A 24,872-nucleotide genomic window follows, 5' to 3' on the forward strand; every position below is an offset into this window, starting at 1 on the left:
GTTGGCGCGCAACCCGAAGGGACGCGCCCCATTTTTCGCTGGGCAGCGTTGCTCGGAACTTATTTGGAAAAACCAAACTACGTTCCTCGCGCCTTGCCCAGCAAAAAATGGGGCGGCGTCGCGGTCGTCAGCAAGCGCCAACCGTCCCTGGAGGCGGCGCGCACTCATGGAGATTTTGAGGTGCCGGGAGAGGCGGCCTGGGTAAGGCCGCCGAATCTTCAGCGAGTTGTTGCCAGTTCCTGTTGGACGCTGGCGACAGTGCGAGGCCAAGGTTTACCAGCCTGAACCTTCGCTGGCAAGGCCTTGATGGCAGAAACGGCCGCATCACGATTGGCAAAGTTGCCGTAGGTGATCACGTAAAGCGGCTTGCCGTTGAGGACTTTCTTGAAATAACGGTACTCGCCGCCCTGCTCCTTGACGAAGTTCTGCGCGGCGGTTTCCGAGCTGGTGCCGAGGATCTGCACCACGTAATTGCTGGTCGGCTGACCGGCGTACCAGCTGCCACCGGCAGCCTTGGCCACGGTAACGGGCTTGTCGGCAGGCTTGGCCGGAGCAGGAGCAGGAGCAGGTTTCGCAGCTGGCGCCGGGGTAGCCGGAGCAGGCTTGGCTGTGGCGATCTGCGTCGGTGCCGGGGTTGGTGCCGGTTTGGCGGCAGGAGTCGGAACCGGTGTCGGCGCGGGACCGGCCGGAACGCCAGCAGGCGGCGCGGAGGTGGTTACGGTCGGCGGCGTATCGCTGGAGCCTTCCAGCGGCACGCCGTCGTCGCCTTCGGTGATGCCACCGGCGGCTTCCGCCAGCGGGCCCCGCATGACCGGCTGCGAGTTGCCGACCAATGGCAGCGGCATCGGCTGGGTGTTGCCGGCGAATTCGACGGACGGGTTGGCGCCATTCGCTGCACCCTGACCCAGTGGCAGTTGCGCCTGTTCATTGGCCGGAGCACCGGTGGTCGGTGCCTTGCTGCGACCCGGCATCAGCCAGGCGGCGGCAACCGCGACCACAACGACGGCGGAAATCGCCAATACGTGTTTCTTCGGCATGTTGAACCCCATACTTGGACGCTTGACCGCGGAGCGGCTGGCAATCATGACTTCGATCAGTGCATCGCGAGCGACCTGGTTGATGTTGCCCGGCCAGCCCTCGGAGCTTTCGTGAATATCAGAGATCTGATCTGCGGTGAAAAGTTCGACACCCCGGCCCGCGCCTTCCAGCCGCTGGTCGAGATATTCGCGGGTCTCTTCTTCGGTGTACGGCTGCAATTCGATGACGTGGAAACGCTCTTCTTCGAGCTGCAACGCCTCAAGCTGAGCGATCAGCGACGACTCGCCGAACAGGAACACATGCGGACGACCTTCCGGCGTGCCGGCGCCGAGCGCCATCAACGCTTCCAGCGCGGACTCGTCGAGCTGCTCGGCATCGTCCACCAGCAGATAGACTTCCTGCCCGGTCAGACCCAGTTGCACCACCTGCTCGAGAATCGCACCGACTTCGGCCTGAGCGACATCCAGCGCCTGCGCCACCTGGCGCAGCACGCCCGCCGCATCACCGGCGCCACGGGCGGAAACCACCACGCTCTGCACCGATTGCTTGTTGGTACTGGCAACGAGCGCCTGCCGCAGCAGGGTCTTGCCGCTGCCTTGCGGGCCGGTGACCACCAGCAGCAACTGGCTGTAACGCGCCAAGTGATGCAGTTGACCCAGCACCGGTTTGCGCTGGGCCGGGAAGAATTTGAAGCCCGGCACCCGTGGCGCGAACGGGTCGTGACTTAACTGGAAATGGCCGAGAAACGCCTCGTCGGCATGCAAACTAGTCATCGGAATCGTTTTAACCTTTAAGCTGAGCCAGGGCGCGGTAATCCGCTCCCAGCGTGGCCTGTAGAACCTCTTTCGGATAATCGTCGGTCACTACCGCTTCGCCCATCCGGCGCAGCAGCACCAGGCGCAGACGACCGTCGATCACTTTTTTATCAATTGCCATGTGTTGGAGAAAATCGGCTTCGCTCATCTCTTCAGGCGGAATGACAGGCAGACCGGCGCGCTGGAACAGACGAATGCCGCGATCACGCTCCTGCTCGCTGATCCAGCCCAGGCGCGCGGACATTTCCAGCGCCATCACCGTGCCCGCCGCGACCGCCTCGCCATGCAGCCAGACACCATAGCCCATATGGGTTTCGATGGCGTGGCCGAAGGTGTGGCCGAGGTTGAGCGTGGCGCGTACGCCGGTTTCCTTTTCATCGGCACCGACCACCGCAGCCTTGGCCGCGCAGGAACGCTCGATCGCATAGGTCAGCGCGGTCTGGTCCAGCGCGCGCAGAGCGTCGACGTTTTCTTCCAGCCAGGTCAGGAACGGTTCGTCGCAGATCAGACCGTACTTGATGACTTCCGCCAGGCCCGCCGACAACTCGCGCTCCGGCAGGGTTTTCAGCGATGCGGTATCGATCAGCACCACGTTCGGCTGATAGAACGCGCCGACCATGTTCTTGCCCAGCGGATGGTTGATGCCGGTCTTGCCGCCGACCGAGGAATCGACCTGCGACAACAGCGTGGTAGGAATCTGGATGAAATCGACACCGCGCTGATAACAGGCGGCAGCGAAACCGGCCATGTCGCCGATCACCCCGCCGCCCAAGGCGATCACGGTGGTGCGGCGGTCATGACGGGCGGTCAGCAGACCGTCGAAAATCAGTTGCAGGGTTTCCCAGTTCTTGAAGGCTTCGCCATCAGGCAACACCACCGAGATCACCGAGAACTGCGCAAGGCTGCGGGTCAGACGTTCGAGATAGAGCGGCGCGACGGTTTCGTTGGAGATGATTGCCACCTGCCGCCCGTGGATGTGCGGCGCCAGCAGTTCCGGCTGATCCAACAGACCTTCGCCAATATGAATCGGGTAGCTGCGCTCGCCTAGATCGACCTTGAGTGTCTGCATGTGTCCCCACAGTGAAGATGGAAGCAGGCGTCCTGCCCTGAAATTATTGGTGTTCTGCGGCCTGTAGCGGTATGACGCCGCTCGCCCGGCATCCGCCACACCCTCGGCGGACGCTGACAGGACGCCGAGGATAGCGCATTTCGGACGATGCTTTAACGGGGCGGCAACTGCGCGAGGCGGTCGAGAATGTCGAGCACCACCATGCGTGGCGGCCGCTCGTCGGTTTCCACCACCAGATCGGCAATTTCCCGATAAAGCGGATCACGTATCTCGAGCAGGTCGCGCAGGGTTTTCGCCGGATCGGCGGTACGCAGCAGCGGCCGATTGCGATCGCGGGAGGTGCGGCCGACCTGCTGCTCAACGGAGGCGTGCAGATACACCACGCGCCCGCCTTCATGCAGGGCCTTGCGATTGGCATCACGCATCACTGCGCCGCCGCCGGTCGCCAGCACCACGCCATCGAACGCGCACAGCTCGGCAATCATCGCCTGCTCACGGTCACGAAAGCCGGGCTCGCCTTCCTTGTCGAAGATCCATGGGATATTGGCACCCGTGCGCAGCTCAATTTCCTTGTCGGAATCCTTGAACGGCAGGCGCAGCTCTTTGGCCAGCAATCGGCCGATGGTGCTTTTGCCAGCACCCATCGGTCCTACAAGTATCAAATTTCGCACAGAATCAACGACTCACAGCAATCGCCTGGTTATTCATGATACGCGGAGTGAGAAATACCAGCAGCTCGGATTTTTTCTCCGAAACCACATCACGCCGGAAAAGGCGGCCAAGATACGGCACATCGCCAAGAAATGGCACCTTATCTACGACCTTGCTTTGAGTATTTGAAAAAACACCGCCGATTACGATGGTCTCGCCGTCATTTACCAGCACTTTGGCGTTGACCTCGTTTTTCTTGATCGGCGGCACATCCTGCACCTTGTTCAGGTAGTCCGGCTCATCCTTGGTGACCTTGACCTCCATGATAATGCGGTTGTCCGGAGTGATCTGCGGGGTCACTTCCAGCGACAGCGAGGCCTCCTTGAACGACACCGAGGTCGCGCCGCTGGAGCTGGCCTCCTGATAGGGAATCTCGGTGCCTTTGAGGATCTTCGCGGTTTCCTTGTCCGAGGTGACCACCTTCGGCTGCGAGACGATTTCGCCGTTGCCGGTCTTTTCCATCGCCGTCAGTTCGAGATCCAGCAGCACGTTGTCGGTGATGAAAGCGATGCCGATCCCCGAGGTATTGTTGACCGTGCCCATGTCGACGAACGGCGAGTTGGTGCCGGTGCTGCCCGGCGTACCGATAGTGCTCGACGAACCGTTGACCCCGGAGGCGTTCCAGTTGCCCTTGTTCTGCACCGAACCGCCCCAGCGCACGCCCAGGCTCTTGTCGTAATCGACGTTGGCCTCAACGATGCGCGCCTCGATCATCACCTGGCGTACCGGAATATCCAGCTGCGCGACGATCCGCCGGAGTTCGTCGAGGCGATCCTGGGTCTGGTAGGCAATGATGTTGTTGGTTCGCTCATCGACGGTAATCGAACCGCGCTCGTCGACCTTGGCCTCGGCACTGGTCACCGACTGGAACAGCTTGGCGATGTCCGCCGCCTTGGCGTAATTGACTTGCAGCAACTCGCGACGCAGGGGCGCCAGCTCGGCGATCTGCTTCTGCGATTCCAGTTCCTGGCGCTCGCGAGCGGCAATTTCATCGGCCGGCGCGACCAGCAGCACGTTGCCGATCTTGCGCTTGTCCAGCCCCTTGGTTTTCAGCACCAGATCCAGCGCCTGATCCCACGGCACGTTCTGCAGGCGCAAAGTGATACCGCCCTGCACCGTATCGCTCGCCACCAGATTGAGATTGGTGAAGTCCGCGATCAGTTGCAGCACCGAGCGCACGTCGATGTCCTGAAAATTCAGCGAGAGCTTGTCGCCGACATAGGCCTGACGGTCGGCGTTGCGCTTTTGCAGGTCGTCGATGCTCATCGGCCGCACGCTCACGGTGAGCTTGTTGTCGGTCTGAAACGTGGAGTAGTCGAAGGTGCCGCTGGGCTCGACACTGATCACGGTGCGATCGCCGGTGAGCGCTGCGTTGACGAACTGCACCGGCGTGGCGAAGTCCTTGACGTCGAGGCGCACGCGCAGCTTTTCCGGCAATTGCGTACGGGCGAAGCTGAGGATGATCTTGCCGTCGTGCTCCTGGATATCCGGGGCGATGGTCGGATCAGAGAGATCAATGACCACGTTGCCCTCGCCCTCGGTGCCGCGCTGGAAATCGACACCGCGAATCGCCCTGCTGCGTTGCGCGGCTGGTCTGGCAGGTGCCGCAGCGGCCGTGGCGGCACGCGGTGCAACGGCAGCCGGGCGCGGCGCAGTCGTGGAGGCGCCCTGACCGACCACCACAAACAGATTATTGCCCTCGACCCGCGTGCTGTACGGCGCCAATTGCGTCAGGCTGACAATCAGCCGCGTGCGATCCTTGGCTTCGGCCACCGTGGCCGTGCGCGCGTTGCCGCTGCCCAGATCAAGATTCCTGCTGGCCAACTGGCTGGTCACGCCCGGCAGATCCAGTGCAATGCGCGCAGGCGACTCGGTTGTGTAGCCCTTGGGCTGTGGTGGCGGGCCGTCGAACGACAGCTTCAGTTCGACGCGGTCACCCGGCAGCGCGGCAACATCCAGCGCTTTCAGACTGGCCGCCATTACCATCGGTGACACCAGCGCTATCCATAGCGAAAAACCGAGGGTGGAGAAAATCCTGTTCATTATTCGACTTCCACTATGAGTGCTCTTTCAAAGGAATGGTGCGCGGCCGCTCCAGCCAGGCGCCGGCGCCGTCGGGCACGATCTCCACGACATCGACCTGGGTAGGGCTGATGGCGACGATGCGGCCGTCGTTGCGGCCCAGGTAGTCGCCGACCTTCAGGCGATGCACCCCGCCTGCGCCGCGCAACAACGCAAACGAGCCCGAGGCATTGGCAATCGTGCCGACCATTTCGAACTGCTCGATATTGAACCCTTCAAGGTATTGCTTGACCCGGTTGGGGTCGGGTTTGACGTTGCGCGAGCCGTGCTTCTGCCCGGCCAGATCGACCCGCGCCTGCCGCGAAAACGGGCTGCGCAGGTTGGCGGCGCTGTAAGTGAATGTGGGGTAAGACCGGAATGTCGGCGTTGGTTCAATCTTGCCCGCCGGGCGCAGGCGCACTTCGTTGAGGTACGCGTCGAGGTCGCTGAAGTCATCGCCGCCACCGCAGCCGCTCAACGCCAGCAGCATGGGCAGGACGAGATAACGAATCGGGGTCATTTCTCCAGCCCCTTGTCGTTATAGCGGTACGTCTTGGCAAGAATGCTCATGCGCAGCTTCGTCCCGCCCTCGGGATTGGCCGGCGCCAGTTCGAAATCGTGCAGAGTGACAATTCGTGGCAGGCCGGCGACGCCGCTGACGAAGGTGGCGAGGTCGTGATAGGCACCGGTTACGGTGATCTGGATCGGCAGTTCGATGTAGAACGGCTGGGTCACTTCCGGCAGCAGCTTGATTTCCTCGAATTCCAGGCCGCTGCCCAGACCGGTGCGGGTGATGTCTTCAAGCAGGCCCGGCACTTCGGTGTCGCTGGGCAATTGCCGCAGCAGCACGCCGAAGGTGTTTTCCATTTCCTTCATTTGCTGGGTATACAGCTCAAGGTTCGCCGACAGCCGCGCCTTGCTGGCGAATTGTTCCTTGAGGGTGATTTCTTCTTCGCGCTTGAGGTCGAGCTGATTTTCCATGTCGCTGATGAAGAAGTAATAGCCAAGCGCGAGGATCAACACCATCACCAGCGCACCGCACAGGGTTTTCACGGCAGGCGGCCAGGAACCGATGTTACTGGTGTCGAGGTCGTTGAAATCGATGTTGCGCAGGCTTTGCAGCCACTCGGAGGCGTTCATTGCTCGTCCTCCACAACCTTGGGCTGGGTCTGACGAACGGTCAGCTGGAAGACGTTGGCCTGTTCGACCTGATCGGCGCTGGTGGCCTTGACCTCATTCAGGCTCGGCGCGTCGAACCAGTCGGACGCGTCGAGATTGCGCATCAGCTCGGACACCCGGTTGTTCGACTCCGCCGCGCCACTGATGGACAGGGTCTTGCCGGCCATTTTCACATCGGTGAAATACACGCCGTCCGGCAGGGTACGCGCCAGCTGATCGAAGATTCGCCCGCTGATCTGCCGATTGCCCTGCAGGTCCTGGATGATGCGCATGCGCTCGACCAATTGCTGGCGGCGCGCCTTGAGTTCGCTGATCTGTTTGATGCGTTCGTCGACCACGGCAATCTGTTTGCCGATGTAATCGTTGCGAGCCATTTGCCGCTCGATGGCCGCGGTGATGATCTGGTCGGCAATCAGCACCGCGCCGATCGAGCCGGCCAGCACGCCGATCAGGACCAGCAGAAAGCGTTTGCGCCGTTCTTCGCGGCGCTCCTCGCGCCAGGGGAGAAGGTTGATCCGCGCCATCAGTCGAAACTCCTGAGCGCGAGCCCGCAGGCAATCATCAAGGCTGGCGCATCACTGGCCAGCGCCCCAGCATTGACCTTGCTGCCTAAAGCCATGTCGGCGAACGGGTTGGCGACCTGCGTCGGCGTGTCCAGACGCTGTTCGATCAGACGGTCCAGGCCGGGCACCGAGGCGGTGCCGCCGGCCAGCAGGATATGGTCGACCGCGTTGTACTGGCCGGAGGCGAAGAAGAACTGCAGCGAGCGCGAGACCTGCTGCACCAGCGCCTCGCGAAATGGCTGCAGGACCTCGCTGACGTAATCGTCAGGCAGCCCGCCCTGTTTTTTCGCCAGGCCCGCCTGTTCGACCGTGAGGCCGTAGCGGCGCTGGATCTCTTCGGTGAGCTGGCGTCCGCCGAACAATTGCTCGCGGGTGTAGATGATCTTGCCGTTGTGCAGGACGCTGAGGGTGGTCATGGTCGCACCGATGTCGACCACTGCCACGGTCAGGCGCTCCTGGGAGGCCGCCAGATGCGTCGCCAGCAGGCCGAACGAGCGCTCCAGCGCGTAGGCCTCGACATCCACCACCCGCGCGGTCAGGCCGGCGAGCGCCAGCGCCGCTTCACGCACCTCGACGTTTTCCTTGCGACAGGCGGCGAGCAGCACGTTGACCCGTTCCGGGTTGCGCGGCGAGACGCCCTGGACTTCAAAGTCGATGGCGACTTCGTCCAGCGGATAGGGAATGTATTGGTCGGCCTCGATCTTGAGCTGGTTTTCCAGTTCGTCGTCGGACAGCCCGGCGTCCATCTCGATGACCTTGGTGATCACCGCCGAACCGGCCACCGCCACTGCCACGCTCTTGACCCCGGTACGCGCCTTGACCAGCAGGCGGCTCAGTGCCTGGCCAACGCCCTCGAGTTCGGCGATGTTCTTTTCGACCACAGCGTTCGCCGGCAACGCCTCCACCGCGTAGGCCTCGACCCGGTAGCGCTCGCCCTGACGGCTCAGTTCCAGCAGCTTCACCGACGTGGAGCTGATGTCGATCCCCAGTAACGCATTGGTCTTTTTATTGAAGAGTCCCAGCACTACCAATTCCCTATGACTTTCCGTGAGTTACGGACTCTGTAATACGCATTGCGTTCCTTCACCCCCGTCTTGACAGAAGCGCCAATGACGCCTCCGACGGAAAAGTGCTTATAATGCCCAGCGATTTTTTCCGCTTTTTACTGCCCGCGCGGATGGCTCTGTGTGTAACCGCAGCCCCGTGCCAAATTCATTCTTTGCCCTGGATGTCCAAAAGCCTTGATTCGTCTGCTGAAATTTTTCGGTTGGTCCATCGTCGCCGTTTTCTGCGGACTGCTCTTAGGTCTCAGCGGCGCCTTTCTTTACCTTAGTCCGGGTTTGCCGTCTGTGGAGGCGCTGAGAAGCATTCAGTTGCAGATTCCTCTGCGCGTCTACAGCAGCGACAACAAGTTGATCGCAGAATTTGGCGAAATGCGCCGTACACCGATCCGTTTCGCCGACATTCCACCCAATTTCATCAATGCGTTACTAAGTGCTGAAGACGACAATTTCGCCAATCACTATGGCGTCGATCCGAGCAGCCTGATGCGCGCGGCAACGCAATTGGTCAAGAGCGGGCACATTCAGTCCGGCGGCAGCACCATCACCATGCAGGTGGCGAAGAACTTCTTCCTCACCAGCGAGCGCAGCTTCTCGCGTAAAACCACGGAAATTCTCCTCGCCTTGCAGATCGAACGACAACTGACCAAGGACGAGATCCTTGAGCTGTACGTCAACAAGATCTACCTGGGTAACCGCGCCTACGGCATCGAGGCGGCGGCGCAGGTGTATTACGGTAAATCGATCCGTGACATCAGCCTCGCGCAGATGGCGATGATTGCCGGTCTGCCAAAAGCTCCGTCGCGCTTCAACCCGCTGGCCAACCCGGCACGCAGCAAAGAACGCCGCGACTGGATCCTCGGGCGCATGTACAAGCTGGGCAAGATCAGCGAAGCCGACTACACCGCCGCGATCAACGAGCCGCTGAACGCCAGCTACCACGTGCCGACCCCGGAAGTGAACGCACCGTACATCGCCGAAATGGCCCGTGCCGAAATGGTCGGTCGTTATGGCAGCGAGGCCTACACCGAAGGCTTCCGCGTCACCACCACAGTGCCGAGCAATCTGCAGGAAATGGCCAACACCGCACTGCACGAAGGCTTGATGACTTACGACCAGCGCCACGGCTACCGTGGCCCCGAGTCGCGCCTGCCAGGCAAGACCCGCGAAGCCTGGGCCAGCGAACTGACCAAGCAGCGCACCATCAGCAGCCTCGAACCTGCGATCGTTACCCAAGTCGATAAAACCGGCCTGCAAGTGTTGACCCGCACCGGTGAAGAGCACGTTGCCTGGGACACGATGAAATGGGCGCGACCGTTCCTCAATACCAACAGCATGGGCGCCAACCCGCGCCAGCCGTCGGATGTCGCGCAGGTCGGCGATCTGATCCGCGTGCAGCGCCAGACCGACAATTCGCTGAAATTCAGCCAGATTCCGCAGGCTCAGGGCGCGGTGGTGTCGCTGGATCCGCAAAACGGTGCGATCCGTTCGCTGGTGGGTGGCTTCGCTTTCGAGCAGAGCAACTACAACCGCGCCATGCAGGCCAAGCGTCAGCCGGGTTCGAGCTTCAAGCCATTCGTTTACAGCGCTGCGCTGGATAACGGCTACACCGCTGCCAGCCTGGTCAACGATGCGCCGATCGTGTTCGTCGACGAGTACCTGGACAAGGTCTGGCGGCCGAAGAACGACACCAACACCTTCCTCGGCCCGATCCGCCTGCGTGAAGCGCTGTACAAGTCGCGCAACCTGGTGTCGATCCGCCTGTTGCAGGCCATGGGCGTGGGCAAGACCATCGACTACATCACCCGCTTCGGCTTCAACAAGCAGGACCTGCCGCCGAACCTGTCGCTGGCACTCGGCACCGCAACGCTGACGCCGATGGAAATCGCCACTGGCTGGAGCACCTTTGCCAACGGCGGCTACAAGATCACCCCGTACATCATCGACAGGATCGAAAGCCGTAACGGCGACACGCTGTTCGTCGCCAACCCGCCGACCGTGCCACAGGGTGGTGCGGCGACCGACGGTATCGCTGCGCCGGCTACCGAGTCGTTCACGGTCAATGCCGCTCCGGTTGCCGGTGAAGCGCCCGGCAATCCGGCAGTGCCGCAAGCGCCGGCCGTGGCCGAGCGGATTGTCGATGGACGTACCACCTACATCCTCAACAGCATGCTGCAGGACGTAATCAAACTCGGCACCGGCCGGCGCGCACTGGCCATGGGCCGCAGCGACATCGCCGGCAAGACCGGTACCACCAACGAATCGAAAGATGCCTGGTTCTCCGGCTACAACGCTGATTACGTAACCACGGTGTGGACCGGTTTCGACCAGCCGGAAAGCCTCGGGCGCCGTGAGTTTGGCGGTACTGTGGCGCTGCCGATCTGGATGAATTACATGTCGGCCGCGCTGAAAGACAAGCCGCCGCATGTGCAGCCTGAGCCGGAAGGTCTGCTCAGCCTGCGGGTGGATCCGGTCAGTGGCCGCGCCGCGACGCCGAGCACACCGGGCGCGTATTTCGAACTGTTCAAGGCCGAAGACACGCCGCCATCTGTGAACGAGCTGGGCAACGGCGCCGTGCCAGGCAGCCCGCTGCCGGCGGATGAGCAGGCGCCGATCGATCTGTTCTGATGCTGAGCTAATGAAAAGCCCCGCCTTCGTGAGAAGTGCGGGGCTTTTTTTATACCTGCCAGTTCATGCGCTGACTGGTCTGAGGTCTTCGCGAGCAGACTCGCTCCCACAGAGGAATGCATTTCAAGGTGGGAGCGAGCCTGCTCGCGAAGAGGCCCTCAACAGCACGGCAAAACTCGCAGGTATAAAAAAGCCCCGACTCTCGCGAGCCGAGGCTTTTGTTTGAAGCGCTACAACGACTTAGCCGTTGAACACGTCATCCACGCTTTTCAGCGGGTAGTTCTTCGGATACGGCAGGGTGGCCACGCCGGTCTCGATCGCAGCCTTGGCCACGGCGTCGGAGATCAGGGTAATCAGGCGCTTGTCCATTGGTTTCGGAATGATGTACTCACGGCCGAATTCCAGCGGAGCACCGCCGTAGGCATCGCACACGTCCTGTGGAACAGGCAGTTTGGCCAGTTCGCGCAGGGCGTTGGCGGCGGCGACTTTCATTTCTTCGTTGATGCGCTTGGCGCGAACGTCCAGGGCACCACGGAAGATGAACGGGAAGCCCAGCACGTTGTTGACCTGGTTCGGGTAGTCCGAACGGCCGGTGGCCATGATCACGTCGCTACGGGTGGCGTGCGCCAGTTCCGGGGAGATTTCCGGATCCGGGTTGGAGCAGGCGAAGACGATCGGGTTGGCCGCCATCGACAGCAGGCCTTCGGCGCTCAGCAGGTTCGGACCGGACAGACCGACGAATACGTCAGCGCCTGCCAGTGCGTCTGCCAGGGTGCGCTTCTCGGTAGCGTGGGCGAACACGGCTTTGTACTGGTTCAGGTCGTCACGGCCGGAGTGGATCACGCCGGTACGGTCAACCATGAAGATGTTTTCGATGCGAGCGCCCATGCTCACCAGCAGTTTCATGCAGGAGATGGCGGCAGCGCCGGCGCCGAGGCAGACAATCTTTGCTTCCGGCAGGGTTTTGCCAGCGATTTCCAGGGCGTTGATCATGCCCGCAGCGGTCACGATCGCGGTGCCGTGCTGGTCATCGTGGAACACCGGAATATCGCACTGCTCGATCAGAGCGCGTTCGATCTCAAAGCACTCTGGCGCCTTGATGTCTTCCAGGTTGATGCCACCGAAGGTGATGGAGATGCGCTTGACGGTGTCGATGAAGGCCTGCGGGCTTTCCGAGTCGACTTCGATGTCGAATACGTCGATGCCGGCGAAACGCTTGAACAGTACGCCCTTGCCTTCCATTACAGGCTTGGAAGCCAGTGGGCCGAGGTTGCCCAGACCCAGGATCGCGGTGCCGTCGGAAATGACTGCCACCAGGTTGCCCTTGCCGGTGTATTTGTAGGCCAGTTCAGGATCGCGAGCAATCTCGCGCACTGGTTCAGCTACGCCGGGGCTGTAGGCCAGCGACAGGTCGCGGGCGGTAGCAGTGGCCTTGGTGAGCTCGACACTCAGCTTCCCCGGACGAGGATTGGCGTGGTATTCGAGAGCGGCAGTTTTCAGATCAGACATTTTGGCATTCCGCTTTTTTACTGTTGGACAGACTGGTCAGCGAGGATACGCGCCTCGCAAAGTCCCCACAAGACTGGGCAGTCACCGCTGTCAAGCGCCCTGCCCTACGACTTTGGGCCAAGAGCCACGGCGCACAAGGGCTGGACTGTTCACAATCAACCGTAAAAATGTCTACAATTTTTCTTCAGCGCGATACTTGCAGCATCGAAGGATCGGTCAACGGCAGCAACCAGCGCGCCTGACCTTTTTGCAGACCACCGCGCCGGGATCGGTCAACCACCCAGCCACGCGCCTCGATCTGCCTGCCTTTCAATGCTTGCAAACCAGCACTGTCAAATTGTCCGAGCAGATTGGGTGCAACCCGCAATACAAGCGTGTCCTGCAACTCGATCCAGATTCCGCCGCGATTGCGCTGCACCTTGCTCACCCGACCGCTTACTACGGCGAAGCCTGAACGCTGGATCTGCTGCGCTTTCTGGACCGGCGATTGCCGCCAGAGACCAAGCCCGGCCTGTCGCGCGCTGCGTTCGGCGGCCTGCTGGCAGGCGACCAGATCGATGTTCGGCGCCACCGCGACCTGAAAACCCAGGCCAGCGGCAAGCATCTGCGCTTCGAGATTGGCACCGCTGACACTGTAAACATGCGCCAGCGTACGCCCGTAATGGTCTTTCGCCTGCTTGCCGGGCCGCAGACCGACCCGGCCGCCGCTGTCATCGACCAGTGCTTGCAAGCGTTTGCGCGCCGCCACGGCGAAGGGTTCGTCGCTGCGGCCCTGCTTGCCCAGCTCCGGCGTATTGAGGCCGATCATGCGCACGCTGCGGCCATCGCTCAGGCGCAGGGTGTCGCCATCGACCACCCGCTGCACGGAAACGCTGGCCAGACCTGCGGGTGCCGGACAAAAGGCCTGGGCGGCGGACAGCCAAATCGCAGACACAAAAAAGGCGCCCGCAAGGGACGCCTTTTTCATCAGTCTGGAGCAGTCGAAACGACCTTCCAAAATGATCAGCCTCAGGCTTTTTTGCCGACGCCGAAAGTAGCGAAACGGTCTGCGAACTTCTGCACACGGCCGCCGGTGTCCAGAGTCTTCTGCTTACCGGTGTAGAACGGGTGGCATTCGTTGCAAACGTCGATCGCCAGGGCTTTGCCGTAGGTCGAACGAGTTTCGAACTTGTTACCGCAGCTGCAGGTAACAGCGATTTCCGGGTAGTTCGGATGGATTTCGGCTTTCATGGTGTCTTCCTCAGGCTAGCGTGCCGCCACCCAACACTATTGTTGAATACCGCACGTAATTAGGCCGCGGATTCTACCAGACCTTTTCAATCGCGCAAGCTGTCACCGAGACCGACCGTCTGCTAGGCTCCCGACCTTGAACGCGTTCCCCTGTGGGAGCGAGCTTGCTCGCGAATGCGTTGTGTCAGTCAATGTCCAAGCGTCTGATACACCGCCTTCGCGAGCAAGCTCGCTCCCACAATTGATCTGCGTTCAACCCTTCTTTTGCGTTTATAGAGATCCCCCCGCGTGCCCGACGCCATTCTGCGCCTTGCCCTGCCTTCGCCTTTGCGCCGCCTGTTCGATTACCGGGCGCCGGCCGGGGTGCGGCGCGAGCAATTGCAGCCGGGCATGCGCCTGCGGGTGCCGTTCGGCCGGCGCGAGATGATCGGCATTCTGGTCGAGATCACCGACACCAGCGAAGTGCCGGCAGAAAAACTCAAGCCGGCGCTGGCCCTGCTCGACACGACTTCGCCACTGCCGCCAGCGCTGTTCAAGCTGTGCCTGTGGACCGCGCAGTATTACCAGCACAGCCTCGGCGACACCTTGAACTGGGCCTTGCCAGTATTGCTGCGTCAGGGCGAGTTGGCCGAAGCCCGGCAGGAACGCTTCTGGTCGATTGCTCCGGGCGCCAGCGTTGACGACCCGCGAGTGGCCCGTGCGCCACGCCAGCGCGAGGCGCTGACCACGCTGGCCCAGCACCCCCACGGCGTCGCCCATCAGTTGCTGAGCAAACTGATGCTGAGCAAGGACAGCCTCGATCTGCTGCTGGCCAAGGGGCTGGTGCAGGTCGAAATCCGCCGCCACGCCCCCGGCGCTCGCCATGAACATTGGCTGGCGCAACCGGAGCTGCCGCTCAACAGCGAACAGCGCGCGGCGTATGAAGCGATTCGCGCCGGCTTCGACAGTTACCACGCTTTTCTCCTGGCCGGCGTCACCGGCAGCGGCAAGACCGAAGTCTATCTGCAACTGATTCGCGAGACCCTCGAAGCCGGCAAACAGGCCCTGGTGCTGATTCCGGAGATCAACCTCGGCCCGCAAACCCTGGCGCGCTTCGAACAGCGCTTCAATGCGCGCATCGCCCTGCTGCACTCGGCGGTAAATGATCGCGAACGCCTGGAAGCCTGGCTCGCCGCCCGTGATGGCGAGGCCGACATTATTATCGGCACCCGTTCGGCCCTGTTCACGCCGATGAAAAATCCCGGGCTGATCATCATCGATGAAGAACACGACGGGTCCTATAAACAGCAGGAAGGTCTGCGCTACCACGCTCGCGATCTGGCGCTGGTACGCGCACGGCAGGAAAACATCCCGATCGTGCTCGGCTCCGCCACGCCGTCGCTGGAAAGCCTGCATAACGCTTACACCGGTCGCTATGGCCTGCTGCGCCTGAACGAGCGCGCCGGCGGCGCCAAGCAACCGCGCTTCCTGCGTCTGGACGTCAAAAGCCGTCCGCTCGACAGCGGTATTTCCGGGCCGATGCAGCAAGCCATCGGCCAGACCCTCGCCAACGGCCAGCAGGTGCTGGTGTTCCTCAACCGGCGCGGCTTTGCCCCGACCCTGCTCTGCCACGATTGCGGCTGGATGTCCGAGTGCTCGCGCTGCGATGCGCGCATGACCGTGCACCAGCGTTACGGCGAGTTGCGCTGTCACCACTGCGGCAACGTTGAGCGCACGCCACGCCAGTGCCCGAAGTGCAGCAAGGTCGATCTGCGCCCGGTCGGCGCCGGTACCGAACGCGCCGAAGAGCGTCTGGCGATTCTGTTCCCGGATTACCCGGTACTGCGCGTCGATCGCGACAGCACCTCGCGCAAGGACGCGATGAATCAGTTGTTCGCGACGATCCAGAAAGGCCAGCCGTGCATTCTGGTCGGCACGCAGATGTTGGCCAAAGGGCACCATTTCCCAAGAGTGACGCTGGTATCGATTCTGGATGCCGACGGTGGCCTGTTTTCCGGCGACTTCCGCGCCAGCGAGCGCATGGCGCAACTGATCGTCCAGGTCGCCGGGCGCGCCGGCCGGGCTGAGGAGCCGGGCAGGGTGATCATCCAGACGCATTTGGCCGACCACCCTTTATTGGTGCAACTGACCGAGCAGGGTTATTTCGCCTTCGCCGAACAAGCCTTGAGCGAACGTCGCGCCGCCGGCTTGCCGCCATTCGCCCATCTGGCGCTGTTGCGTGCCGAGGCGCACAAGCCGGGGCAGGCGGAAGGTTTTCTCGATGAAGCGTGCAGCGCGGCCGAGCGCTTGCTGGCGGAATTGAATCTGAGCGGCATCGAATTGCTCGGGCCGGTGCCGGCACCGATGGAGCGCCGTGCCGGGCGTTATCGCGCGCAGCTGTTGTTGCAGGCGACCGCGCGGGCACCGTTGCATCGCTTGCTGGCCAGCTGGATGCTGGTGCTGGAGCAGATGCCGAGCGGGCGGGCGGTGCGCTGGTCGCTGGATGTTGATCCCGTCGACTTGTACTGATTGATCGATTGCTATCGCTGGCAAGCCAGCTCCCACAGGGACTGCGCCGCTCTTGTGGGAGCTGGCTTGCCAGCGATAACGGTCGAATTGTCACCACAAATCCATAAGCTGCCTGCTAAGGTTGGCAAGCCCGTCTTCGCAACGGATAATGCCCAGTTTTTCCACCCGCGCATCGATGCGCCCGCCGCGCTTGCGGTCGAAAGAGAAGACCATGAAAGACACCATTCGCCAGCTGATCCAGCAAGCCCTCACCCAACTTGTCAACGAAGGTGTGTTGCCTGAAGGCCTGACGCCGGCGATCCAGGTGGAGAACGCCCGCGACAAGACCCACGGCGACTTCGCCAGCAACATCGCCATGATGCTGGCCAAGCCTGCCGGCATGAAGCCGCGCGATCTGGCGGAGAAAATCATCGCCGCCCTGCCCGCTGACGAGAACGTCACCAAGGCCGAAATCGCCGGCCCGGGTTTCATCAATTTCTTCCAGAACACCCAGGCCCTGGCCTCGCGCCTCGACGCCGCACTGGCCGACGCCCGTGTCGGCGTGCGCAAGGCCGGCCCGGCGCAGCGCACCGTGGTCGATCTGTCGGCGCCGAACCTGGCCAAAGAGATGCACGTCGGCCACTTGCGCTCGACCATCATCGGCGACGGCGTGGCCCGGGTGCTTGAGTTCCTCGGCGACGAGGTGATCCGCCAGAATCACGTCGGCGACTGGGGCACTCAGTTCGGCATGCTGATGGCTTATCTGCAGGAGAACCCGATCACCAGCGACGAGCTGTCCGACCTGGAAAACTTCTACCGTGCGGCCAAGCAGCGTTTCGACGAGTCCGAAGAATTCGCCGACCGCGCCCGTGGCCTGGTGGTCAAGTTGCAGGCTGGCGATGCCGAATGCCTGGCACTGTGGACCCGGTTCAAGGACATCTCGCTGTCGCACTGCCAGAAGATCTACGAACTGCTCAACGTCAAACTGACCATGGCCGACGTGATGGGCGAAAGTGCCTATAACGATGACCTGATCAATGTGGTCAACGACCTCAAGGCTGCCGGCATGCTGGTCGAGAGCAACGGCGCCCAGTGCGTGTTCCTCGACGAGTTCAAGAACGCCGATGGCGATCCGCTGCCGGTGATCATCGTCAAGGCCGATGGCGGTTACCTGTACGCCACCACTGACCTCGCCGCCGTGCGCTACCGCAGCGGCAAGCTCAAGGCTGATCGTGCGCTGTATTTCGTCGACCAGCGCCAGGCCCTGCACTTCCAGCAGGTCTTCGCGGTGGCGCGCAAGGCCGGTTTCGTCACCCATCCGATGGAAATGGAACACATGGGTTTCGGTACCATGAACGGCGCCGATGGCCGTCCGTTCAAGACCCGTGATGGCGGCACCGTGAAGCTGATCGATCTGCTCACCGAAGCCCAGGAACGTGCCTACAACCTGGTGAAAGAGAAGAACCCGACCCTGGCCGAAGACGAGTTGCGCAACATCGCCAAGGTCGTCGGCATCGGCGCGGTGAAATACGCCGACCTGTCCAAGCATCGCACCAGCGATTACAGCTTCAACTTTGACCTGATGCTCAATTTCGAAGGCAACACCGCGCCGTATCTGCTGTACGCCTACACCCGCGTGGCCGGTGTGTTCCGTAAACTGGGCAAGGACTTCAGCGAAGTCGACGGCGAGATCGTCCTCGAAGCGGCGCAAGAGCAGGAGCTGGCGGCGAAGCTGGCGCAGTTCGGCGAAGTGTTGAACAACGTCGCTGAAAAAGGTACGCCGCACATTCTCTGCACCTACCTGTACGACGTCGCCGGCCTGTTCTCCAGCTTCTACGAGAACTGCCCGATCCTCGCCGCCGACACCCCGGCGCAGATGCAGAGCCGTCTGCGTCTGGCCGCACTGACCGGTCGCACCCTCAAGCAAGGCCTGGAGCTGTTGGGTCTGGAAACTCTGGAGCGTATGTAAGTTGGCTGCCAAGAAAAAACCTGCACCCAAACGCGGCGCCAGCCGCTATCAGGCCCCGGCGAAACAACCGATTCCGGGCTGGCTGTGGATGGCCATCGGCCTGACCGTCGGCGCGTTCATCGTGTTTCTGATGAAACTGGAACCGGGCAAGGGCAGCGACACAGTCAAGCGCGAGAAAGTCGAACAGCAGCAGAAAGCGTCGAAGATCGCCGAGGCCAACAAGACCCCGCCGAGCCCGACGCAACCGGTGAAACCGAAGTACGACTTCTACACCCTGCTGCCGGAATCGGAAGTGATCGTGCCGCCGGACGCAGTACCGGAGAAGACCCTGCCGACGCCGCAAGTGCCGGCCATCCCGACCACGCCGGTAACCCCGGCCGAAGCGGCGAAGATCGACACCGCACGGGCGCAGGCGGCTCTGGCCGGGATCACGCCGCCGCCAGCGCCGCCAGTGAGCAAGGCCGCGCCAGTGACCAAGTTCTTCCTCCAGGCCGGTTCGTTCCGCAAGGAAACCGATGCTGACAAGGTGCGTGCGCAGATCATTCTGCTCGGCCAAGCCGTCGCGGTGGAGTCCGGCACGGTCAAGGATGAAACCTGGTACCGCGTTTTGGTCGGGCCGTTCAGCAACCGTGAACAACTGACCACGGCGCAGAAACAACTGGCTGGTGCCGGCTTCAGCAACCTGTTGTTACAACAACGCCAGAGCCGCTAAGGCTCTCAGAGGTCAGCTGCAACTTGCAGGTGACCTTCAAACTTTGTGGCGAGGGGATTTATCCCCGTTTGGCTGCGGAGCAGCCCTGAAACCAGCCATTGCAGTGCCGCAGGCATACCGCAAATGATGGTTTCGCGACTGCTTCGCAGCCGAACGGGGATAAATCCCCTCGCCACAGTCATCACACACACCATTCGTCTCCCATCGCCCCTACCGGTTGAAATCCCCTCCAGCACCCCCATATGAATGGGCATAAGGCATTTTCGCCCCGCTGCGTGGAGACTCTTCCCTTGACCACCATCGTTTCAGTCCGCCGCCACGGCAAAGTCGTCATGGGCGGCGACGGCCAGGTTTCTCTCGGCAACACCGTGATGAAAGGCAACGCCAAAAAGGTCCGTCGCCTGTACCACGGCCAGGTCATCGCCGGTTTCGCCGGTGCCACCGCCGACGCCTTCACCCTGTTCGAACGTTTCGAAGGCCAGCTCGAAAAACATCAGGGCCACCTGATCCGCGCCGCCGTCGAACTCGCCAAAGAATGGCGCACCGACCGCTCCCTGAGCCGCCTCGAAGCGATGCTCGCGGTCGCCAACAAGGACGCCTCGCTGATCATCACCGGCAACGGTGACGTGGTCGAACCCGAAGATGGCCTGATCGCCATGGGTTCCGGCGGCGCCTACGCGCAAGCCGCCGCCAGCGCCCTGCTGAAAAAGACCGACTTGTCAGCGCGCGAGATCGTCGAAACCGCTCTCGGCATCGCTGGCGACATCTGCGTATTCACCAACCACACCCAGACCATTGAGGAGCAGGATCTCGCTGAATAAGCCTGTTGCGGCCCATGTGCCACGGCTTGTTTCTGCTTGAGGACCGTCAATTACTATGTCCATGACTCCCCGCGAAATCGTCCACGAACTCAACCGCCATATCATCGGCCAGGACGATGCCAAGCGCGCCGTCGCGATTGCCCTGCGCAACCGCTGGCGCCGCATGCAGCTGCCTGAAGAGCTGCGCGTTGAGGTGACCCCGAAGAACATCCTGATGATCGGCCCGACCGGTGTCGGTAAAACCGAGATCGCCCGTCGCCTGGCGAAACTGGCCAATGCGCCGTTCATCAAGGTCGAAGCGACCAAATTCACCGAAGTCGGTTATGTCGGCCGTGACGTCGAGTCGATCATCCGTGATCTGGCCGATGCCGCGATCAAGATGCTCCGCGAACAGGAAATGACCCGCGTACGCCACCGCGCCGAAGACGCCGCCGAGGACCGCATCCTCGACGCGCTGCTGCCGCCGGCACGCATGGGCTTCAGCAACGAAGAAGCGCCGAGCTCCGATTCCAACACCCGTCAGCTGTTCCGCAAGCGCCTGCGCGAAGGCCAGCTGGACGACAAGGAAATCGAGATCGAAGTCGCCGAAGTCTCCGGCATCGAAATCGCCACGCCGCCAGGCATGGAAGAGATGACCAACCAGCTGCAATCGCTGTTTGCCAACATGGGCAAGGGCAAGAAGAAGTCGCGCAAGCTCAAGGTCAAGGAAGCGCTGAAACTGGTGCGCGATGAAGAAGCCGGGCGCCTGGTCAACGAAGAAGAGCTGAAGGCCAAGGCGCTGGAAGCGGTCGAGCAGCACGGTATCGTCTTCATCGACGAGATCGACAAGGTCGCCAAGCGCGGCAATGTCGGCGGCGCCGATGTCTCCCGCGAAGGCGTACAGCGCGACCTGCTGCCGCTGATCGAGGGCTGCACCGTCAATACCAAACTGGGCATGGTCAAGACCGACCACATCCTGTTCATCGCCTCCGGCGCGTTCCACCTGAGCAAGCCGAGTGATCTGGTGCCGGAGCTGCAAGGTCGTCTGCCGATCCGCGTCGAGCTCAAGGCGCTGAGCCCGGAAGACTTCGAACGCATCCTCAGCGAACCGCACGCCTCGCTCACCGAGCAATACTGCGCGCTGCTGAAGACCGAAGGCCTGAACATCCAGTTCCAGCCCGAGGGCATCAAGCGTCTGGCGGAGATCGCCTGGCAGGTCAACGAGAAAACCGAGAATATCGGTGCCCGTCGCCTGCACACCCTGCTCGAGCGTCTGCTCGAAGAGGTGTCGTTCAGCGCCGGCGACCTCGCCAGCGCCCATGATGACAAGGCGATTCTGATCGACGCCGACTACGTCAACAGCCACCTCGGCGAATTGGCGCAGAACGAAGATCTGTCCCGTTATATCCTGTAGGTCACTTCTCCCTGTAGGAGCTGCCGAAGGCTGCGATCTTTTGATCTTGATCCTGAAAAGCAAAATCAAAAGATCGCAGCCTTCGGCAGCTCCTACAGGGCTCATCACAGTCGGATGACCTGCAATGACTAATATTCCTACCGACATCAAACTGCACAAAGCCTCGAAAACCCTGACGCTCACTTACGCGTCCGGCGAGGAATACACTCTGCCCGCCGAGTTTCTGCGCGTGCACTCTCCCTCCGCCGAGGTCCAGGGCCACGGCAAACCGATCCTGCAATTCGGCAAGCTCAACGTGGGTCTGAGCAAGCTGGAACCGGCTGGCAACTATGCACTGAAACTGACCTTCGACGACGGTCACGACAGCGGCCTGTTCACCTGGGAATACCTCTACGAACTCGGCAAGCGCCAGAACGAACTCTGGGGCGATTATCTTGCCGAGCTGCGCGCTGCCGGAAAATCCCGCGATCCGAACGAGTCGTTCGTCAAGCTGATGCTCTAGGCCGTGGCTCTTGCTCTTTAGAGGGCATTTTCTAACTTCATCTGTTTGAATGCTCCGCGCATACGGCCCCGGATCGGCCGCTTGCGAAAAAAATTAAACTCGGGTAACCAATGGAGCTGGCAAGTTCCCTGCAGTGCTCTACGACTGTAAAGCAGCTATGCAGAATCAACGGTCACCCGAGCAGTAGTACCCGGCATTGGCTGTGGAAGCGACAGCGTGAAACCGGGTACTCGTCTCAGGACAATGGAGCGTCGTAGATGAGTGACAAGAATAACGATGACCTGAAGTACCAAGCCTCGGAAAACACTCTGGGGCTTAACCCCGTCGTCGGGCTGCGCGGAAAGGATCTGCTGGCCTCTGCTCGAATGGTGCTGAAACAGGCCATCAGACAACCGATTCACAGCGTCAGGCACGTGACCCATTTCGGTCTCGAGCTGAAGAACGTGCTGCTGGGGAAATCCGCGCTGCAACCGGCCGGTGATGACCGCCGCTTTGCCGACCCGGCGTGGAGCCAGAACCCGCTATACAAACGTTATCTGCAAACCTACCTGGCCTGGCGCAAGGAACTGCATGCCTGGATTGATGACAGCAGCCTGTCCCCCAAAGACATCGCTCGCGGCCATTTCGTCATCAACCTGATGACCGAAGCCATGGCGCCGACCAATACGGCGGCCAATCCGGCGGCGGTCAAACGCTTCTTCGAAACCGGCGGCAAGAGCCTGCTCGATGGCCTCTCGCATCTAGCCAAGGATCTGGTGCACAACGGCGGCATGCCGAGCCAGGTCAATATGGGCGCGTTTGAAGTCGGCAAGAGCCTCGGCGTCACCGAAGGCGCGGTGGTGTTTCGCAATGATGTACTGGAGCTGATCCAGTACCGGCCGATCACCGAGCAGGTCCACGAGCGCCCGCTGCTGGTAGTGCCGCCGCAGATCAACAAGTTCTACGTTTTCGACTTGAGCCCGGACAAGAGCCTGGCGCGCTTCTGCCTGCGCAACAATGTGCCGACCTTCATCATCAGCTGGCGCAACCCGACCAAGGCCCAGCGCGAGTGGGGCCTGTCGACGTATATCGAAGCGTTGAAGGAAGCGGTCGACGTAGTCACCGCGATCACCGGCAGCAAAGACGTCAACATGCTCGGCGCCTGCTCCGGCGGCATTACCTGCACCGCCCTGCTCGGCCACTACGCCGCGCTCGGCGAGAACAAGGTCAACGCCCTCACCCTGCTGGTCAGCGTGCTCGACACCACCCTGGACAGCGACGTCGCCCTGTTCGTCGACGAGCAGACCCTGGAGACCGCCAAGCGCCACTCCTACCAGGCCGGCGTGCTCGAAGGCAAAGACATGGCCAAGGTCTTCGCCTGGATGCGCCCCAACGATCTGATCTGGAACTACTGGGTCAACAACTACCTGCTCGGCAACGAGCCGCCGGTGTTCGACATCCTGTTCTGGAACAACGACACCACTCGCCTGCCCGCTGCGTTCCACGGCGACCTGATCGAGATGTTCAAAAACAATCCACTGATCCGCCCCAATGCACTGGAAGTGTGCGGCACGCCGATCGACCTCAAGCAGGTCACCGCCGACATCTTCTCGCTGGCCGGCACCAACGATCACATCACGCCGTGGAAGTCTTGCTACAAGTCGGCGCAACTGTTCGGCGGCAAAGTCGAATTCGTGCTGTCGAGCAGCGGCCATATCCAGAGCATCCTCAACCCGCCGGGCAATCCGAAGTCGCGCTACATGACCGGCGAAGAAATGGCGCCGACCGCCGATGACTGGCAGGAAAACTCGACCAAGCACACCGATTCCTGGTGGCTGTACTGGCAGGCATGGCTGGCCGAACGCTCGGGCAACCTGAAAAAAGCCCCGACGAAACTGGGCAACAAAGCGTACCCGGCAGGCGAGGCTTCGCCGGGCACTTACGTTCACGAGCGTTAACTGACACCACCCATTGTGGGAGAGGGCCTTGTGGCGAGGGGATTTATCCCCGTTCGGCTGCGAAGCAGTCGTGAATCGACTAGCCGCGATCAGTCTGACAAATCGCGGTTTCAGGATTCGGGGTCGCTTCGCAACCCAACGGGGATAAATCCCCTCACCACAAGGCCCGCTCCTACAGGAATACGGGTGGACTTGAAATCTACAGGGCCTCACGCATGCCGCAACCGTTCATATTCCGCACCGTCGATCTGGATGGCCAGACCCTCCGCACGGCGGTGCGTCCCGGCAAGCCTCATTTGACGCCTCTGCTGATTTTCAACGGCATCGGCGCCAACCTGGAGCTGGTGTTTCCGTTTGTCGCAGCGCTCGACCCGGATCTGGAAGTGATCGCCTTCGACGTACCCGGGGTCGGCGGGTCGTCGACGCCCAACCGGCCGTATCGCTTCCCCGGCCTGGCCAAACTGACGGCGCGGATGCTCGACTATCTCGACTACGGTCAGGTCAATGTGATCGGCGTGTCGTGGGGCGGCGCCCTGGCGCAGCAGTTTGCCTACGACTACCCCGAGCGCTGCAAGAAACTGGTACTGGCGGCGACCGCGGCCGGTGCGGTGATGGTCCCCGGCAAACCGAAAGTACTGTGGATGATGGCCAGCCCGCGCCGCTACATCCAGCCATCCCATGTGATCCGCATCGCGCCGATGATCTACGGCGGCTCATTCCGCCGCGATCCGACGCTGGCCGCCAGCCACGCGGCGAAAGTGCGCTCGGCGGGCAAGCTCGGTTACTACTGGCAGCTGTTCGCAGGCCTCGGCTGGACCAGCATCCACTGGCTGCACAAGATCCATCAGCCGACGCTGGTGCTGGCCGGCGATGACGACCCACTGATTCCGCTGATCAACATGCGCATGCTCGCCTGGCGCATTCCCAATGCGCAGTTGCACATCATCGATGACGGCCATCTGTTCCTGATTACCCGCGCCGAAGCGGTGGCGCCGATCATCATGAAGTTTCTCGAAGAGGAGCGTCTGCGCGCAGTCATGCACCCGCATCCGACCCCGCTCGGCGGCTGATCGCGGCGGCCTGCTTTATGCAGCACTTTTCAAATCAAGCGCGCGGCAGGACGCCGCGCAGGCAGCAACCGGCAACAGCGTCTATGGTGTTCTGGTTCGGTGAGTGTGTTTTTGCCC

The 24,872-nt window shown here is 61.7% G+C and carries 21 protein-coding genes; 9 read left to right on the plus strand and 12 right to left on the minus strand.

Features of this window, described 5'->3' with window-relative positions; translation table 11 throughout:
- Nucleotides 1-218: 218 nt before the first annotated feature.
- The 8 genes from D8U70_RS02550 to D8U70_RS02585 all read right to left on the minus strand — a co-directional run bounded on the left by D8U70_RS02550 (nucleotide 219) and on the right by D8U70_RS02585 (nucleotide 8,461).
- Nucleotides 219-1,811: an AAA family ATPase gene (locus D8U70_RS02550; protein WP_130928238.1), complete on the minus strand. Its 1,593-nt coding sequence runs from the start codon at nucleotides 1,809-1,811 to the stop codon at nucleotides 219-221.
- Nucleotides 1,812-1,821: 10 nt separating this feature from the next.
- Entirely contained in the window at nucleotides 1,822-2,922 is a 1,101-nt protein-coding gene (aroB, locus tag D8U70_RS02555; RefSeq protein WP_073471604.1) for a 3-dehydroquinate synthase, read from the minus strand.
- Between the two features lie 152 nt (nucleotides 2,923-3,074).
- Nucleotides 3,075-3,593 (minus strand): shikimate kinase AroK, encoded by a 519-nt coding sequence (gene aroK, locus D8U70_RS02560; protein ID WP_024011270.1) that lies wholly within the window; start codon nucleotides 3,591-3,593, stop codon nucleotides 3,075-3,077.
- 4 nt (nucleotides 3,594-3,597) lie between these two features.
- Nucleotides 3,598-5,676 (minus strand): type IV pilus secretin PilQ, encoded by a 2,079-nt coding sequence (gene pilQ, locus D8U70_RS02565; protein WP_110602602.1) that lies wholly within the window; start codon nucleotides 5,674-5,676, stop codon nucleotides 3,598-3,600.
- 13 nt (nucleotides 5,677-5,689) lie between these two features.
- The gene (locus D8U70_RS02570) at nucleotides 5,690-6,214 is read right to left on the minus strand and encodes a pilus assembly protein PilP (protein ID WP_073471601.1); all 525 of its coding nucleotides are present in this window, start codon (nucleotides 6,212-6,214) and stop codon (nucleotides 5,690-5,692) included.
- Nucleotides 6,211-6,834: a type 4a pilus biogenesis protein PilO gene (gene pilO / locus D8U70_RS02575; RefSeq protein ID WP_071174143.1), complete on the minus strand. Its 624-nt coding sequence runs from the start codon at nucleotides 6,832-6,834 to the stop codon at nucleotides 6,211-6,213. The genes D8U70_RS02570 and pilO overlap by 4 nt, the downstream gene beginning before the upstream one ends.
- A complete protein-coding gene (locus D8U70_RS02580; RefSeq protein WP_016772051.1) occupies nucleotides 6,831-7,397 on the minus strand; it encodes a PilN domain-containing protein in 567 nt (188 codons plus the stop codon). Before D8U70_RS02580 ends, pilO begins: the two co-directional genes overlap by 4 nt.
- Complete coding sequence (locus D8U70_RS02585) at nucleotides 7,397-8,461, minus strand: pilus assembly protein PilM (protein ID WP_073471600.1); 1,065 nt, start codon at nucleotides 8,459-8,461, stop codon at nucleotides 7,397-7,399. Before D8U70_RS02585 ends, D8U70_RS02580 begins: the two co-directional genes overlap by 1 nt.
- A gap of 216 nt (nucleotides 8,462-8,677) precedes the next feature.
- On the opposite strand from D8U70_RS02585, the gene D8U70_RS02590 reads away from it, so the two are divergent.
- The gene (locus D8U70_RS02590) at nucleotides 8,678-11,125 is read left to right on the plus strand and encodes a penicillin-binding protein 1A (protein ID WP_130928239.1); all 2,448 of its coding nucleotides are present in this window, start codon (nucleotides 8,678-8,680) and stop codon (nucleotides 11,123-11,125) included.
- Nucleotides 11,126-11,365: 240 nt separating this feature from the next.
- Here D8U70_RS02590 and D8U70_RS02595 read toward each other — a convergent pair whose 3' ends face one another.
- The 3 genes from D8U70_RS02595 to rpmE form a co-directional block, all read right to left on the minus strand.
- Nucleotides 11,366-12,634 carry a malic enzyme-like NAD(P)-binding protein gene (locus D8U70_RS02595; protein WP_016772053.1) on the minus strand — a complete coding sequence of 423 codons (1,269 nt, stop codon included), beginning with the start codon at nucleotides 12,632-12,634 and terminating at the stop codon, nucleotides 11,366-11,368.
- 184 nt (nucleotides 12,635-12,818) lie between these two features.
- Nucleotides 12,819-13,601, minus strand: coding sequence for a thermonuclease family protein (locus D8U70_RS02600; protein WP_130928240.1), 783 nt, complete (start codon nucleotides 13,599-13,601; stop codon nucleotides 12,819-12,821).
- A gap of 41 nt (nucleotides 13,602-13,642) precedes the next feature.
- Nucleotides 13,643-13,864 carry a 50S ribosomal protein L31 gene (rpmE, locus tag D8U70_RS02605; RefSeq protein WP_016772055.1) on the minus strand — a complete coding sequence of 74 codons (222 nt, stop codon included), beginning with the start codon at nucleotides 13,862-13,864 and terminating at the stop codon, nucleotides 13,643-13,645.
- 288 nt (nucleotides 13,865-14,152) lie between these two features.
- On the opposite strand from rpmE, the gene D8U70_RS02610 reads away from it, so the two are divergent.
- The gene (locus tag D8U70_RS02610) at nucleotides 14,153-16,372 is read left to right on the plus strand and encodes a primosomal protein N' (protein WP_130928241.1); all 2,220 of its coding nucleotides are present in this window, start codon (nucleotides 14,153-14,155) and stop codon (nucleotides 16,370-16,372) included.
- A gap of 90 nt (nucleotides 16,373-16,462) precedes the next feature.
- On the opposite strand, the gene D8U70_RS28115 is transcribed toward D8U70_RS02610, so the two are convergent.
- On the minus strand, nucleotides 16,463-16,585 hold the full coding sequence (locus D8U70_RS28115; RefSeq protein WP_256674698.1) for a hypothetical protein: 123 nt from the start codon (nucleotides 16,583-16,585) through the stop codon (nucleotides 16,463-16,465).
- On the opposite strand from D8U70_RS28115, the gene argS reads away from it, so the two are divergent.
- The 7 genes from argS (at nucleotide 16,584) to phaZ (ending at nucleotide 24,755) form a co-directional block, all read left to right on the plus strand.
- On the plus strand, nucleotides 16,584-18,320 hold the full coding sequence (argS, locus tag D8U70_RS02615; RefSeq protein WP_130928242.1) for an arginine--tRNA ligase: 1,737 nt from the start codon (nucleotides 16,584-16,586) through the stop codon (nucleotides 18,318-18,320). The genes D8U70_RS28115 and argS overlap by 2 nt on opposite strands.
- A 1-nt stretch (nucleotide 18,321) precedes the next feature.
- On the plus strand, nucleotides 18,322-19,032 hold the full coding sequence (locus D8U70_RS02620; RefSeq protein WP_016772059.1) for an SPOR domain-containing protein: 711 nt from the start codon (nucleotides 18,322-18,324) through the stop codon (nucleotides 19,030-19,032).
- 290 nt (nucleotides 19,033-19,322) lie between these two features.
- Nucleotides 19,323-19,853 carry an ATP-dependent protease subunit HslV gene (gene hslV, locus D8U70_RS02625; RefSeq protein WP_007968352.1) on the plus strand — a complete coding sequence of 177 codons (531 nt, stop codon included), beginning with the start codon at nucleotides 19,323-19,325 and terminating at the stop codon, nucleotides 19,851-19,853.
- 55 nt (nucleotides 19,854-19,908) lie between these two features.
- Nucleotides 19,909-21,246, plus strand: a complete 1,338-nt coding sequence (gene hslU, locus D8U70_RS02630; protein ID WP_016772060.1) for an ATP-dependent protease ATPase subunit HslU — start codon at nucleotides 19,909-19,911, stop codon at nucleotides 21,244-21,246.
- Nucleotides 21,247-21,370: 124 nt separating this feature from the next.
- On the plus strand, nucleotides 21,371-21,748 hold the full coding sequence (locus D8U70_RS02640; protein ID WP_073471595.1) for a DUF971 domain-containing protein: 378 nt from the start codon (nucleotides 21,371-21,373) through the stop codon (nucleotides 21,746-21,748).
- Between the two features lie 257 nt (nucleotides 21,749-22,005).
- Complete coding sequence (gene phaC, locus D8U70_RS02645) at nucleotides 22,006-23,685, plus strand: class II poly(R)-hydroxyalkanoic acid synthase (RefSeq protein WP_071174139.1); 1,680 nt, start codon at nucleotides 22,006-22,008, stop codon at nucleotides 23,683-23,685.
- A 215-nt stretch (nucleotides 23,686-23,900) separates the two neighbouring features.
- A complete protein-coding gene (phaZ, locus tag D8U70_RS02650; protein ID WP_016772063.1) occupies nucleotides 23,901-24,755 on the plus strand; it encodes a poly(3-hydroxyalkanoate) depolymerase in 855 nt (284 codons plus the stop codon).
- Nucleotides 24,756-24,872 lie beyond the last annotated feature (117 nt).

Source organism: Pseudomonas sp. Sample_20 (assembly GCF_004307585.1).
Classification (GTDB): domain Bacteria; phylum Pseudomonadota; class Gammaproteobacteria; order Pseudomonadales; family Pseudomonadaceae; genus Aquipseudomonas; species Aquipseudomonas atacamensis.

What these genes read in the sequence shown, in the direction of transcription:
- D8U70_RS02550 (WP_130928238.1), bottom strand. Translation starts at nt 1,811, where the DNA reads ATGACTAGTTTGCATGCCGACGAGGCGTTTCTCGGCCATTTCCAGTTA.
- aroB (WP_073471604.1), bottom strand. Translation starts at nt 2,922, where the DNA reads ATGCAGACACTCAAGGTCGATCTAGGCGAGCGCAGCTACCCGATTCAT.
- pilQ (WP_110602602.1), bottom strand. Translation starts at nt 5,676, where the DNA reads ATGAACAGGATTTTCTCCACCCTCGGTTTTTCGCTATGGATAGCGCTG.
- D8U70_RS02570 (WP_073471601.1), bottom strand. Translation starts at nt 6,214, where the DNA reads ATGACCCCGATTCGTTATCTCGTCCTGCCCATGCTGCTGGCGTTGAGC.
- pilO (WP_071174143.1), bottom strand. Translation starts at nt 6,834, where the DNA reads ATGAACGCCTCCGAGTGGCTGCAAAGCCTGCGCAACATCGATTTCAAC.
- D8U70_RS02580 (WP_016772051.1), bottom strand. Translation starts at nt 7,397, where the DNA reads ATGGCGCGGATCAACCTTCTCCCCTGGCGCGAGGAGCGCCGCGAAGAA.
- D8U70_RS02595 (WP_016772053.1), bottom strand. Translation starts at nt 12,634, where the DNA reads ATGTCTGATCTGAAAACTGCCGCTCTCGAATACCACGCCAATCCTCGT.
- D8U70_RS02600 (WP_130928240.1), bottom strand. Translation starts at nt 13,601, where the DNA reads ATGAAAAAGGCGTCCCTTGCGGGCGCCTTTTTTGTGTCTGCGATTTGG.
- rpmE (WP_016772055.1), bottom strand. Translation starts at nt 13,864, where the DNA reads ATGAAAGCCGAAATCCATCCGAACTACCCGGAAATCGCTGTTACCTGC.
- argS (WP_130928242.1), top strand. Translation starts at nt 16,584, where the DNA reads ATGAAAGACACCATTCGCCAGCTGATCCAGCAAGCCCTCACCCAACTT.
- D8U70_RS28115 (WP_256674698.1), bottom strand. Translation starts at nt 16,585, where the DNA reads ATGGTCTTCTCTTTCGACCGCAAGCGCGGCGGGCGCATCGATGCGCGG.
- hslU (WP_016772060.1), top strand. Translation starts at nt 19,909, where the DNA reads ATGTCCATGACTCCCCGCGAAATCGTCCACGAACTCAACCGCCATATC.
- D8U70_RS02640 (WP_073471595.1), top strand. Translation starts at nt 21,371, where the DNA reads ATGACTAATATTCCTACCGACATCAAACTGCACAAAGCCTCGAAAACC.
- phaC (WP_071174139.1), top strand. Translation starts at nt 22,006, where the DNA reads ATGAGTGACAAGAATAACGATGACCTGAAGTACCAAGCCTCGGAAAAC.
- phaZ (WP_016772063.1), top strand. Translation starts at nt 23,901, where the DNA reads ATGCCGCAACCGTTCATATTCCGCACCGTCGATCTGGATGGCCAGACC.